The 12,574-nt window shown below is 40.1% G+C and carries 13 protein-coding genes; 9 read left to right on the forward strand and 4 right to left on the reverse strand.

Annotated features, from left to right (window positions below):
• The first annotated feature begins 9 nt into the window (after positions 1-9).
• Both IGL80_RS00650 and deoD read left to right on the forward strand, forming a co-directional pair.
• Positions 10-828, forward strand: a complete 819-nt coding sequence (locus tag IGL80_RS00650; protein ID WP_002356180.1) for a purine-nucleoside phosphorylase — start codon at positions 10-12, stop codon at positions 826-828.
• A gap of 17 nt (positions 829-845) precedes the next feature.
• A complete protein-coding gene (deoD, locus tag IGL80_RS00655) occupies positions 846-1,553 on the forward strand; it encodes a purine-nucleoside phosphorylase (protein WP_002359338.1) in 708 nt (235 codons plus the stop codon).
• A gap of 39 nt (positions 1,554-1,592) precedes the next feature.
• On the opposite strand, the gene IGL80_RS00660 is transcribed toward deoD, so the two are convergent.
• Positions 1,593-2,531, reverse strand: coding sequence for an iron-hydroxamate ABC transporter substrate-binding protein (locus tag IGL80_RS00660; protein WP_002404406.1), 939 nt, complete (start codon positions 2,529-2,531; stop codon positions 1,593-1,595).
• 230 nt (positions 2,532-2,761) lie between these two features.
• On the opposite strand from IGL80_RS00660, the gene IGL80_RS00665 reads away from it, so the two are divergent.
• The 4 genes from IGL80_RS00665 to IGL80_RS00680 all read left to right on the forward strand — a co-directional run bounded on the left by IGL80_RS00665 (position 2,762) and on the right by IGL80_RS00680 (position 6,892).
• Complete coding sequence (locus IGL80_RS00665; protein WP_002356183.1) at positions 2,762-3,568, forward strand: ABC transporter ATP-binding protein; 807 nt, start codon at positions 2,762-2,764, stop codon at positions 3,566-3,568.
• Positions 3,565-4,575 (forward strand): FecCD family ABC transporter permease, encoded by a 1,011-nt coding sequence (locus IGL80_RS00670; RefSeq protein ID WP_085366533.1) that lies wholly within the window; start codon positions 3,565-3,567, stop codon positions 4,573-4,575. Before IGL80_RS00665 ends, IGL80_RS00670 begins: the two co-directional genes overlap by 4 nt.
• The gene (locus tag IGL80_RS00675; RefSeq protein WP_002359341.1) at positions 4,572-5,576 is read left to right on the forward strand and encodes a FecCD family ABC transporter permease; all 1,005 of its coding nucleotides are present in this window, start codon (positions 4,572-4,574) and stop codon (positions 5,574-5,576) included. Before IGL80_RS00670 ends, IGL80_RS00675 begins: the two co-directional genes overlap by 4 nt.
• Positions 5,577-5,689: 113 nt before the next feature.
• On the forward strand, positions 5,690-6,892 hold the full coding sequence (locus tag IGL80_RS00680; RefSeq protein ID WP_002404407.1) for an iron-containing alcohol dehydrogenase: 1,203 nt from the start codon (positions 5,690-5,692) through the stop codon (positions 6,890-6,892).
• A 56-nt stretch (positions 6,893-6,948) separates the two neighbouring features.
• Here IGL80_RS00680 and gpmA read toward each other — a convergent pair whose 3' ends face one another.
• From gpmA to rpiA, 3 genes are all read right to left on the reverse strand, one after another.
• Complete coding sequence (gene gpmA, locus IGL80_RS00685; RefSeq protein ID WP_002359343.1) at positions 6,949-7,635, reverse strand: 2,3-diphosphoglycerate-dependent phosphoglycerate mutase; 687 nt, start codon at positions 7,633-7,635, stop codon at positions 6,949-6,951.
• Positions 7,636-7,809: 174 nt separating this feature from the next.
• Positions 7,810-8,385, reverse strand: coding sequence for a recombinase family protein (locus IGL80_RS00690; RefSeq protein ID WP_002356188.1), 576 nt, complete (start codon positions 8,383-8,385; stop codon positions 7,810-7,812).
• Between the two features lie 41 nt (positions 8,386-8,426).
• Entirely contained in the window at positions 8,427-9,107 is a 681-nt protein-coding gene (gene rpiA, locus IGL80_RS00695; protein ID WP_002404408.1) for a ribose-5-phosphate isomerase RpiA, read from the reverse strand.
• A 343-nt stretch (positions 9,108-9,450) separates the two neighbouring features.
• Between rpiA and rpsL the strand changes: the two genes are divergently transcribed.
• The 3 genes from rpsL to fusA all read left to right on the forward strand — a co-directional run bounded on the left by rpsL (position 9,451) and on the right by fusA (position 12,555).
• On the forward strand, positions 9,451-9,864 hold the full coding sequence (gene rpsL, locus IGL80_RS00700) for a 30S ribosomal protein S12 (protein WP_002356190.1): 414 nt from the start codon (positions 9,451-9,453) through the stop codon (positions 9,862-9,864).
• 55 nt (positions 9,865-9,919) lie between these two features.
• The gene (rpsG, locus tag IGL80_RS00705) at positions 9,920-10,390 is read left to right on the forward strand and encodes a 30S ribosomal protein S7 (RefSeq protein WP_002356191.1); all 471 of its coding nucleotides are present in this window, start codon (positions 9,920-9,922) and stop codon (positions 10,388-10,390) included.
• 83 nt (positions 10,391-10,473) lie between these two features.
• Positions 10,474-12,555, forward strand: coding sequence for an elongation factor G (fusA, locus tag IGL80_RS00710; RefSeq protein WP_002356192.1), 2,082 nt, complete (start codon positions 10,474-10,476; stop codon positions 12,553-12,555).
• Positions 12,556-12,574: the final 19 nt, after the last annotated feature.

Raw genomic sequence — 12,574 nt, forward strand, 5'->3', positions numbered from 1 at the left:
AGGCAACACATGACAACGTTAACGAACCATTTAAACGAAACAACTGAGTTTTTGAAAGAAAAAGGGGTGCAACAAGCAGACTTCGGTCTAATCTTAGGTTCAGGGTTAGGTGAATTAGCTAATGAAATAACCGATGCGATTGCTATTCCTTTCTCTGAAATTCCCCATTTTTCTGTTTCAACAGTCGTTGGACATGCTGGACAATTAGTTTACGGAACGCTTTCTGGAAAAAAAGTTTTGGCGATGCAAGGACGTTTTCATTATTATGAAGGACATTCGATGCAAACGGTCACTTATCCCGTTCGTGTGATGGCTGCTTTAGGCATTCATTCAATGATTGTAACCAACGCAGCTGGTGGCGTAAATGAAACATATACACCGGGGAATTTGATGTTAATCAATGACCACATTAATTTTACAGGCGATAATCCGTTAATTGGTGAAAATGATGAAGAAATCGGGCCGCGTTTTCCAGATATGAGTCATGCTTACACGCAAGAATATCGGGAAGTGGCAAAAAAAGTGGCTGCGGAACAAAATATTGATTTAAAAGAAGGCGTCTATATGGGCTTTTCTGGCCCGACATATGAAACGCCTGCAGAAATTCGGATGTCACGGACGATGGGTGCAGATGCAGTTGGCATGTCAACTGTTTCGGAGGTCATTGTAGCTGTGCATAGTGGCATGAAAGTACTAGGCATCTCTTGTATTACGAATTTAGCAGCTGGTATGCAAAGTAGTTTAAATCATGCAGAAGTAGTTGAAACAACTGAACGCGTTAAAGGACAATTCAAAGAGTTAGTGAAAGCAACACTAGCAGCTTTATAAAAAAGGAGTAAACCAGAATGAGTGTGCATATCGAAGCAAAACCAGGTGAAATTGCCGATAAAATTTTACTACCAGGGGATCCCCTCCGAGCAAAATATATTGCGGAAACTTTTTTAGAGAATCCTGTCTGCTATAATCAAGTTCGTGGGATGTTAGGTTACACAGGAACGTATAAGGGACAGCGTGTTTCGGTCCAAGGAACAGGGATGGGGATGCCTTCAGCAGGTATTTATGCCCATGAGTTAATTAACTCTTACGATGTGAAGAAGTTAATTCGTGTTGGTACGTGTGGTTCTATTTCAGAAAAAGTCAACGTTCGTGAATTAGTTATCGCACAAGCAGCAGCGACACCTTCTTCCGCGATTCGCAATGATTTTCCTAAATATGATTTTCCACAAATTGCGAGCTTTGATCTTTTACTCAAATCTTACGAAATTGCTAAAGCAAAAGGCTTTACTACCCATGTTGGTAACGTATTGTCAGATGATGTTTTTTACAAAGATAGCTTAGATGATGTCTTTCGTTTAGGTCGATACGGGGTATTAGCGATTGAAATGGAAGCGGCAATGTTATATTATTTAGCAGCAAAATTTGATGTAGAAGCATTGGCGATTATGACGGTGAGTGATAGCTTGGTGACAGGCGAAGAAACAACGGCAGAAGAACGCCAAACGACGTTTAATGAAATGATTGAAGTTGGTTTAGAAACGGCAATTGCTAATTAAAAAAATGCTTGGATGATTATTTTCATCCAAGCATTTTTTTTAATTTAAGAGCGCTTTTTTTACATCTTCAACAATTTGAGTATTCGCAATAGGTCCGTTGTATAACCAACTACTTTTTTTATGATAGGTATGAACTTGGTTATTTTTCACAGCAGGTAAGTTCTTCCAAATTGCTTCTTGGAAAAGAGGTGCTGATTCATCGCTGTTTACAAGGAAAATGTGGTCTGCGTCAAGCTCAGCTAATTTTTCTAAAGAAACTTGATTCCAATCCGCAGTAGCGTTTTTAGAAATTTCTTCCACTAATTTTGGAACTTGGAGGCCTAAGTCCTGATAGAGCACGGTTCCGCTTGAGCGATTATCGCTAACCATAAAGACTTGGTTGTTGGTTACCCATAAGACTGCCGCAGATTTGCCAGCATCCTTTTTGCCGAGGTCTTCTTGGACGCCTTTGGTTAAGGTATCATAATCTTCTAACACTTTTTTCGCTTGTTCTTTTTTATCTAAAACAGTGGCAATATCTTCCAATTGATCACGCCAGGTGACATTTTCGCCGTTTTTGACTACATAAGTTGGCGCAATTTTACTGTATTCTTTGTATTTACCGCCTTCAACTAGAGCAGATGAACTGATTAATAATAAGTCAGGTTCAAATTTTAGAACCGCTTCATATGGCAAGTCATAGGAAATAGTGGGGACATCTTTCAATTCTTTCGCTAAATAATCTTGAATGCTGCCTTGTCCAACTGTCCATTGTGCCACTGGTTTTTCTCCTAATGCAACTAGATAATCTTCTAAATAACTCGCAATAATCCGTTTGGGTTTCGCGGGGACGGTTACTTTATTGCCTAAGGTATCTGTTACTTCATGTGTTTTGTCAGCGTTGTTGGCTTCTTTATTCGTATTACCACAAGCTGCGAGTAAGAATGAACCAAGAAGAAGGGTTGTACCAATTAGGACCGTCTTTTTTAAAAGTTTCATTGTGTAACTCCTTTATTTTTAGTTGATAACGATTCTCATTATCAGTTAAAAACGACCGTTTGTCAATCATCGCTTGCTTTTTTGAGCAAATAAGTTGCATTTTTTAGATAATTCGTTTTTTTGATTGGAAGAAACATTGCTTTTTAAGGAAGGGTCTTTTATAATCAAGGAACAATGAGTGAGAACGATTCTCAATAAATGTAAAATAACGACAGAAAAATTAAAGAGGAATGGTTATGAATTATTTAGAGGCAGAGGACTTAACTACAGGATATGGTCGTCAAGTGATTAGTGAAGCGCTGAACTGTTCATTTGAAGCGGGAACTATTACAAGTATTATTGGACCAAATGGTTGTGGCAAATCGACCTTGTTAAAAACACTTGCGCGTATTTTGCCAGCCGAGAAAGGCAAGGTGTTCATTAAGAACCAAGAACTTCAACATTTTTCTTCAAAAGAAGTGGCGCAAGAACTAGCGATCTTATCACAAACGCCAGAAAATACAATCGATTTATCTGTTTTTGACCTCGTCTCTTTCGGGCGATATCCTTATCAATCGGGCTGGAAAAGCGTCACCACAGAAGATCAAGAGTACATACAATGGGCATTAGAATTAACAGGCTTAACTGAGTTAGCTAGAGAGTCTGTGGCAATTTTATCAGGTGGACAACGCCAACGGGTTTGGATTGCTATGGCGCTAGTACAGGATACAGATATTTTAATTTTAGATGAACCGACCACCTATTTGGATCCTGCGCATCAGCTAGAAATTTTAAATGTGTTAAAACGAATCAATCAAGAACATCAGAAAACTATCGTGATGACGATTCATGATATTAATTTAGCTTCTCGTTTTTCTGATCGCGTGATTGCGATGAAAGAGGGAAAGATTATCAATGAGGGAACACCGCAAGAAGTGATTACTGTTACTGGCTTAGCAGATGTTTTCGCTATTCAAGCAGAAATTAGTTATCATAGTCAGACACAGCGGCCACTAGTGCTTTCTTATGAGTTGATGGAAATGGAGCTGGATGGATGAAAGGCATAAGCGGATTTTGTAGACACCAATGGCAAGTGTTGCTTGTCTGTCTTTTTTTGCTACTGGGGACAATGCTTCTGTCATTGATGTTTGGTGCGACGTCGGTTTCGATTCAAACGATTATTGAATCATTTACGCACTTCGATGCGACCAATCAAGCGCATCAAGTCATCCAAACGGTTCGGTTGCCGCGGATTTTAGGGGCCGCTTTTGTGGGGGCAAGTTTAGCGGTGAGTGGGGCGTTAGCGCAAGGGATTACGCAAAACCCATTGGCAGATTCTGGCTTGCTGGGTATCAATGCTGGGGCTGGCTTGGGCTTAGCGCTTGTTTTTGCTTTCCTCCCTCAGGCAAGTTATTGGTGGCTTTTAGTTGTTTCTTTTCTTGGTGCTGGCGTGAGTGTGGCACTGATTTATTATCTTTCTAATCATTCAATTCGAGGAGCAAGCCCCATGCGTCTGACCTTAGTGGGAGCTGGTATTAGTGCCCTTTTTTTATCATTTAGTCAATTCTTAGCCATTCAGTTCAATTTGAGTCAAGAGTTAACGTTTTGGTTTCTTGGCGGTGTCAGCGTTATTTCTTGGGCACAATTAAAAATAGTCGTCCCGATCTTTCTGGACGCATTTGCATTAGCAATTCTGATTAGTCCGTCGGTGACTATTTTACGGTTTGGCGATGATGCAACAATTGGTTTGGGGCGACATCCGCAGCGTATTCGGTTGTTCGCCAGTATAACGATTTTGCTTTTATCAGGATTGTCTGTGGCGCTGGTTGGCTCGGTCAGTTTTGTTGGTTTGGTGGTGCCTCATGTGATGCGAACAGTTTCTGGAGAAAATTACCGTCGCTTGATTCCGTTCTCGGCGTTAGGCGGTGCGCTCCTCGTTTTGGTGGCAGATTTAATCGCTCGAATGGTGAATCCGCCTTTTGAAACACCATTTGGGATTATCACGGCCTTAATTGGCATCCCATTCTTTCTTTATTTATTTCGTAAAGGAGGGCAACTAGGATGACACAGAAAAAAGTGTCCCGTTGGGTGGCTATCTTAATAATTGGGATTATCCTAACTGCTTGTATCAGTTTAACGCAAGGGGAATTATCTGTTTCCTTCATGGATTTAAAAGCCCTTCTTTTGGGACAGGGAAGTCAGGCCAAACAACTGTTAGTTTGGGATTTTCGGTTACCACGGATTGTGCTTGCGGTCCTGGCGGGCGCAGCTTTAGGCTTAAGCGGCGCTATTCTTCAAGGGATTACTCGGAATCCGTTGGCAGATACTGGGATTTTAGGCATTAATGCGGGTGCGGGTTTGGCAGTGATTTTGTTTATTAGTTTTGTTGAGACGACAAGTATCACAACGTTTGCACTTCCACTCGTGGCCTTAGTTGGCGGCTTGCTAGCGGCTGTTGGGATTTTGGTAATCGCGTATCATCATCGTTTAGGATTGACGCCAGTTCGAATGGTCTTAGCGGGTGTCATTTTGAGTACGGGTATTTCAGCACTCACCTTATTAATTACATCAAAAATTGACACTGAAAAGTACCGTTTTGTTACAATGTGGCAAGCAGGCAGTATCTGGGGCAGTAATTGGTTCTTTGTGGGCGCTTTGTTGCCTTGGCTAGTCATCGGGTTCTTTTTTGCGATGAAGCGTCATCGTCTGTTGGATATTTTACAATTGGGGGACGAAACAGCTATTTCTGTAGGTATTGCTGTGAAAAAAGAACGAATCGTTTCGTTGCTGTTAGCGGTGATGTTGGCGGCTTCAGCGATTTCCGTTACAGGGGGAATTAATTTTTTAGGTTTACTTGCGCCACATATTGCTCGCAAATGTGGTTTTACGCAACAAAAACAGGTATTGCCATTGGCGGCGTTGTTTGGGAGTTTACTTTTATTGGTTAGTGATATGATTGGTCGGCTATTGCCTGGCAATGGAGAAATGCCTGCAGGGATTATTGTTGCGATCATCGGTGCGCCTTATTTTCTTTATTTGTTAATCAAAACAAGCGATTCGTTATAAAAAAGAATCAAAAGCTGGGTCAATCGGTCGTTGTGAAAGCAACTGTCATTTGCTCGGCTTTTTTATTGGCGGATTTTTGAAAAAATAGTATGATAAATGCGTAAGAGCATTGAATGGAGGATGAAAGAATGGAAAACTTTAATTTTTATGTACCAACAGACATCCGTTTTGGGAAAGATCGTTTAGACGAATTACCTGCTGTGTTAGATCAATTTGGCAAAAATGTCTTACTTGTTTATGGTGGCGGTAGTATCAAACGTAATGGCTTGTACCAACAAATTACTGATTTGGCCCAAAAAAACGGGTATACACTGATTGAGTTGAGCGGTGTCGAACCAAACCCGCGCATTGAAACCGTTAGAAAAGGAATTGAGTTGTGTAAAGAAAACCAAGTCGATGTTATTTTAGCAGTTGGCGGTGGTTCAACCATTGACTGTTCCAAAGCAATAGCTGCGGGCTTTTATTCGGAAGAAGATATCTGGACAGTCATTGCAGCCAGAAAAGGGTATACTGGTCCTGCTTTACCAATCGTGACCATCTTGACTTTAGCAGCGACAGGTAGTGAAATGAACGCAGGTGCTGTCATTTCTAACTTAGAAACCAATCAAAAATTAGGCTTTGGTGGTCCGAATATGATTCCAAAAGTTTCGTTCTTGGATCCAACGAATACTTTTACGGTTCCTCAAAATCAAACAGCAGCTGGCTCAGCGGATATTTTCAGTCATTTGATTGAAAACTATTTTAGTATTTCGATAGGCACGGACGTTCAAGATTTTGTGTCAGAAGGCTTAATGCGAACGGTTATCAAAAATTGTCCTATTGCTTTAGAAAATCCAGAAGATTATGATGCACGTGCTAATTTAATGTGGGCAAGTAGTTTAGCCTTAAATGGGTTAACAGGGCGCGGCAAACAAGGTGTTTGGTCTTGTCACCCAATGGAACATGAATTAAGTGCGTTTTATGACATTACGCATGGGATTGGCTTAGCAATTTTAACGCCTCGTTGGATGAATTACGTTTTGTCTGAACAAACCGTAGGCAAGTTTGCACAGTTTGCTCGAAATGTTTGGGGAATAGTCGAACAAGAAGAGGAAGTAGCAGCGAAAAAAGGTATTCAAGCATTGTATGATTACTTTGTGGCTTGTGGCATTCCAATGACATTACCAGAAGTTGGCATCGAAGCAGATAAATTTGAAGAAATGGCACAACAAGCTGTGGCCCATAGTGCAATTGCTGAAAAGGCTTATGTACCATTGGATGTAGCGGACATAGTAGCGATTTATAAAGATTGTTTAACCGAAAGTCAATTTATTTAATCCATAAAAAAGCGGTTTGCCTTGGCAAACCGCTTTTGTTAATAAGAAACAAGTTCTTATAAGTAGTATTTTTCTTTCACAGTTAAATCATCGTTTAATTCATAAACTAATGGTTTACCTGTTGGGATTTCAAGATCCATAATATCTTCATCAGAAATGCCTTCGATGTGTTTAGCTAAAGCACGTAATGAATTACCATGAGCCGCTACTAAGACAGTTTTGTTGTCTTTTAAAGCTGGCGCAATTTCATCTTGCCAGAATGGTAATGCACGTTCCAAAGTAACTTTCAAGTTTTCGCCACCAGGAATATCTCGTTGGTCTAACATTGCATAACGACGGTCGTTTGCTGCAGAACCTTCATCTGTTGCTTCCATTAATGGAGGAAGAGTATCGTAAGAACGACGCCAGATGTGGACTTGTTCGTCTCCGTATTTTTCAGCAGTTTCTTTTTTGTTTAGTCCTTGTAATTTACCATAGTGACGTTCGTTTAAGCGCCAAGATTTGATTTGAGGTACCCATAATTGATCTGAGTATTCTAGTAAATAGTTACAAGTTTTGATGGCACGAGTTAAAACAGAAGTATAAGCAACGTCGAATTCGATGCCTGCTTCTTTAATTTTACGGCCGCCTTCTTTTGCTTCTTCAACACCTTCAGGTGCTAAATCTACGTCAGCCCATCCAGTAAATTGGTTTAAGGCATTCCATTCGCTAAGTCCATGACGAGAAAAAACTAATTTTGGCATGTATAAGCTCTCCTTTGAGTTTAGTTTTCTGAAAATAAGATTTCCACGTTTATTGTACACCGTTTTGCGCAAGATTTCCAATGGAAAATAGTAAAAAAACGTGAAAGTTGCTGAAAAATTAGAGTGAAATCGAATCAAAAAAGAAGCCCCATCTGAAGGACTTCTTTTTTATTCTTAGGAATACAGCCGCTCGACATCTGTCTCAGGTAAATTGATGTACTTATAACAAGTGCCCACCGAAACGCCGCATTTATTAGAAATAAATTGGATTGTTTCTTTGTTTTCATAATATAATGCACGGATTTTGCGGACGGTGCGTCCATCGATTTTTGGACGTCCACCTACTTTTCCGTTTTCACGAGCTTTGTGGAGCCCGACGAGTGTTCGTTCTTTAATTAGTGCACATTCCATCGCAGATAAGCTCTCCATTAATTGGAAATAGGCTTCACCTGTTGGAAGGTGAGTATCAATTCCTTCTGAAATGCTGACAAAATCAACTTGTTTTTCCTTTAGCATTTTCATAAAGTCTGTTAATTGGCGGGTTGTTTTACCTAAATGGTGCAATTTACAAACAATAAGTGTATCCCCAGCAGAAAGAAGTTTTTCGACTTCGTCTAAGACACTGATCTCCGCTTGAGGATCAAATGTCTCTTGGAAAATATCATCACAACCAAACGATTGGAGAGTGGTTAGTTGATTTTTTAAATCGTCTTCAATAATAGTTGTGCGTGCATAACCAATTCGTTTCATATATTATCCTTCCTATATAAATAATCTTTTTTCACACATTCTTAACGTGCGGGAACATGTAAGGTTTTCGGTCCATCTTCATAACCGACGATTACCATAGAAACCATATTTAAAAATAAGCCGTGTTCAACGACGCCAACCAAGTTGTCTAAATAAGAACCTAAAGCTTCTGGATCTGTAATTTTTTCTAAATGTAAATCGATGATATGGTGGCCTCCATCTGTTATCAATGTTTCGCCAGCAGCGTTTAAACGAAGTGTTGGGTGATAGCCTTTTTCTTCAAATAAATGCACTAGTTGGCGGCTGCCATAAGGAACAACCTCAACTGGAAGTGGGAAAGCCCCTAAATCGTCCACCATTTTTGATTTATCCACAATCCAAATACATTTCTTTGAATAAGTGGCCACAATTTTTTCAAAAAGTAAGGCAGCGCCACCGCCTTTGATTCCTTGAAAATCAGCGCTGATTTCATCGGCGCCATCAATCGTAAGATCCACATACGGAACCTCATCAATACTTTTTAAAGGAATGCCCAAGGCCAAGGCTTGGTTCTCTGTTTCTTTTGAAGTAGTAACCCCTACGATTGACAATCCTTCTTCTTTTACGCGACGACCAATTTCGTCTACCATAAATTTTGCTGTTGAGCCAGTACCCAAACCGACAATCATACCGTCTTCTACATATTTTGCAGCTTCGATTCCTACCATTTGTTTCAGATTCATCGCTGTTTTCCGCCCCCTTCAATAGTCAAAGATATTGTACCGTTATTTAACTAAAAAAGATAGAAAGTTTTTGAAAAAGTCATAAAAATTTTTAAAGGAAAAGTCCGTTTAGTAGAAGGAAAATCTTTTTTTCGAAAGGCGAAAGAAGAGGGTTGACAGCTGATACTTATCGTGGTATCCTAACAAAGGTGCTTTATCTACAGGTTCCTTATAGGGACGTGCTGACTGTCTATCAAAGCATATTTGATAAAGAGTGCAGAGATTGCATTATTTTTTATCGCGAAAAAAGAACCACCTGGATGTGTGGAACTAGAAGCGAAGTAAGGAAGGAGGAGAACAAGGAATGCCTACAATTAACCAATTAGTACGTAAACCTCGTAAATCTAAAGTAGAAAAATCTGATTCACCAGCCTTAAACAAAGGATATAACAGTTTTAAGAAAACTCAAACAAACGTTAACTCTCCGCAAAAACGTGGAGTTTGTACACGTGTGGGTACGATGACACCTAAAAAACCGAACTCAGCTTTACGTAAATATGCCCGTGTTCGTTTGTCAAACTTAATCGAAGTTACAGCTTATATCCCAGGTATCGGTCACAACTTACAAGAACACAGCGTGGTATTATTACGTGGTGGACGTGTAAAAGACTTACCAGGGGTACGTTACCATATCGTTCGTGGTGCGCTTGATACTGCCGGTGTTAACGACCGTAAACAAAGCCGCTCTAAATACGGTACAAAACGTCCTAAAGCTTAATTATAATAAGACAATAACAACTTGAAAAATCATATTTCGGAAGGAGGAGTTACGGATGCCTCGTAAAGGTCCTGTTGCAAAACGTGATGTTTTACCAGATCCAATTTATAACTCAAAATTAGTAACTCGCTTAATCAACCGTGTAATGGTTGACGGTAAACGCGGGATTGCTGCTAACATTATCTATAATTCATTTGATATCATCAAAGAATCTACAGGTAACGATCCATTGGAAGTTTTTGAACAAGCAATGAAAAACGTTATGCCTGTTCTTGAAGTTAAAGCACGTCGTGTTGGGGGTTCTAACTACCAAGTACCAGTTGAAGTTCGTCCAGAACGTCGTACAACTTTAGGTTTACGTTGGGTAGTTAACTACGCACGTCTACGTGGTGAACACACAATGGAAGAACGTCTAGCGAAAGAAATCATGGATGCTGCTAACAACACTGGCGCTTCTGTTAAAAAACGCGAAGACACACACAAAATGGCAGACGCAAACCGCGCATTTGCTCATTATCGTTGGTAAGATCCTCTCTGTCTGTCGCGTAAAGTGGCAGCAGAAAGTCAATTTACAATCGATTTAAATAAAGAGAGGAGTAAACATACAAAATGGCAAGAGAATTTTCACTTGAAAAAACTCGTAACATTGGTATCATGGCCCACGTTGATGCTGGTAAAACAACAACAACTGAGCGTATCTTGTACTACACTGGTAAAATCCATAAAATCGGTGAAACCCATGAAGGTGCTTCACAAATGGACTGGATGGAACAAGAACAAGAACGTGGTATCACGATTACATCCGCTGCGACAACTGCACAGTGGAAAGGCTACCGTGTAAATATCATCGATACTCCAGGACACGTGGACTTCACAATTGAAGTACAACGTTCTCTACGCGTATTAGATGGTGCGGTAACAGTTCTTGACTCTCAATCAGGTGTAGAACCTCAAACAGAAACTGTTTGGCGTCAAGCGACTGAATATAAAGTTCCTCGTATTGTATTCTGTAACAAAATGGATAAAATCGGTGCGGACTTCTTCTATTCAGTAGAATCATTACATGATCGTTTACAAGCAAACGCTCATCCAATTCAAATTCCAATCGGAGCTGAAGAAGACTTCACTGGAATCATTGACTTGATTAAAATGAAAGCTGAAATCTACACAAATGATTTGGGAACAGATATTCAAGAAACTGATATTCCTGAAGATTATTTAGAAAAAGCGCAAGAATGGCGCGAAAAATTAGTTGAAGCTGTTGCTGAAACTGACGAAGACTTAATGATGAAATATCTTGAAGGTGAAGAAATCACTGAAGAAGAATTAGTCGCTGGTATCCGTCAAGCAACAATCAACGTTGAGTTCTTCCCTGTATTAGCTGGTTCAGCATTCAAGAATAAAGGGGTTCAATTAATGTTGGACGCTGTTCTTGATTACTTACCATCTCCATTAGATATCGATGCTATCAAAGGGATCGATACTAAAACAGACGAAGAAACAACTCGTCCAGCTGATGACGAAGCACCTTTCGCTTCATTAGCATTTAAAGTTATGACTGACCCATTCGTAGGTCGTTTAACTTTCTTCCGTGTTTATTCTGGTGTCCTTGAAAGTGGTTCATACGTATTGAACGCTTCAAAAGGCAAAAAAGAACGTATCGGTCGTATCCTACAAATGCACGCCAACACTCGTCAAGAAATTGACAAAGTGTACTCTGGTGATATCGCTGCTGCTGTTGGTCTAAAAGACACAACAACTGGTGATACATTATGTGCATTAGATGCACCAGTTATTCTTGAATCTATTGAATTCCCTGACCCAGTTATCCAAGTCGCTGTTGAACCTAAATCAAAAGCTGACCAAGATAAAATGGGCGTGGCTCTACAAAAACTTGCTGAAGAAGATCCATCATTCCGCGTTGAAACAAACGTTGAAACTGGTGAAACAGTTATCTCTGGTATGGGTGAATTGCACTTAGACGTTTTAGTAGACCGTATGAAACGTGAATTCAAAGTTGAAGCTAACGTAGGTGCTCCTCAAGTATCTTACCGCGAAACATTCCGTGCTGCGACTAAAGCAGAAGGTAAATTCGTTCGTCAGTCTGGTGGTAAAGGACAATACGGTCACGTATGGGTTGAATTTACACCAAATGAAGAAGGTAAAGGCTTCGAGTTTGAAAACGCAATTGTCGGTGGTGTGGTTCCTCGTGAATACATCCCAGCAGTTGAAAAAGGGTTAGAAGACTCTATGAACAACGGTGTTCTTGCTGGTTATCCATTAGTTGATATCAAAGCAAAACTTTACGATGGTTCATACCACGATGTCGATTCAAATGAAACGGCCTTCCGTGTAGCTGCTTCTATGGCATTGAAAGCTGCGGCTAAAAATGCAAACCCAGTTATTTTAGAACCAATGATGAAAGTTACAATTACTGTTCCTGAAGATTACTTAGGTGATATCATGGGACACGTAACAAGTCGTCGTGGACGTGTTGAAGGTATGGAAGCACACGGTAACTCTCAAATCGTTAATGCGATGGTACCTTTAGCTGAAATGTTTGGTTATGCTACAACATTACGTTCAGCAACACAAGGACGCGGTACATTTATGATGGTATTTGACCACTATGAAGACGTACCTAAGTCTGTTCAAGAAGAAATCATCAAGAAAAACGGCGGCAACGCATAATTTTCCTTGAGAATAAAAG

The sequence above is a fragment of the Enterococcus sp. DIV2467a genome (genome assembly GCF_050532945.1).
GTDB classification, from domain to species: Bacteria; Bacillota; Bacilli; order Lactobacillales; family Enterococcaceae; genus Enterococcus; species Enterococcus faecalis.

Bases quoted from the DNA above. Each gene is read 5' to 3' on its own strand.
- IGL80_RS00670 (WP_085366533.1), top strand. From the start codon at position 3,565: ATGAAAGGCATAAGCGGATTTTGTAGACACCAATGGCAAGTGTTGCTT.
- IGL80_RS00690 (WP_002356188.1), bottom strand. From the start codon at position 8,385: ATGAAACGAATTGGTTATGCACGCACAACTATTATTGAAGACGATTTA.
- deoD (WP_002359338.1), top strand. From the start codon at position 846: ATGAGTGTGCATATCGAAGCAAAACCAGGTGAAATTGCCGATAAAATT.
- IGL80_RS00665 (WP_002356183.1), top strand. From the start codon at position 2,762: ATGGTTATGAATTATTTAGAGGCAGAGGACTTAACTACAGGATATGGT.
- IGL80_RS00660 (WP_002404406.1), bottom strand. From the start codon at position 2,531: ATGAAACTTTTAAAAAAGACGGTCCTAATTGGTACAACCCTTCTTCTT.
- rpsG (WP_002356191.1), top strand. From the start codon at position 9,920: ATGCCTCGTAAAGGTCCTGTTGCAAAACGTGATGTTTTACCAGATCCA.
- gpmA (WP_002359343.1), bottom strand. From the start codon at position 7,635: ATGCCAAAATTAGTTTTTTCTCGTCATGGACTTAGCGAATGGAATGCC.
- IGL80_RS00680 (WP_002404407.1), top strand. From the start codon at position 5,690: ATGGAGGATGAAAGAATGGAAAACTTTAATTTTTATGTACCAACAGAC.
- fusA (WP_002356192.1), top strand. From the start codon at position 10,474: ATGGCAAGAGAATTTTCACTTGAAAAAACTCGTAACATTGGTATCATG.
- IGL80_RS00650 (WP_002356180.1), top strand. From the start codon at position 10: ATGACAACGTTAACGAACCATTTAAACGAAACAACTGAGTTTTTGAAA.
- rpsL (WP_002356190.1), top strand. From the start codon at position 9,451: ATGCCTACAATTAACCAATTAGTACGTAAACCTCGTAAATCTAAAGTA.
- IGL80_RS00675 (WP_002359341.1), top strand. From the start codon at position 4,572: ATGACACAGAAAAAAGTGTCCCGTTGGGTGGCTATCTTAATAATTGGG.
- rpiA (WP_002404408.1), bottom strand. From the start codon at position 9,107: ATGAATCTGAAACAAATGGTAGGAATCGAAGCTGCAAAATATGTAGAA.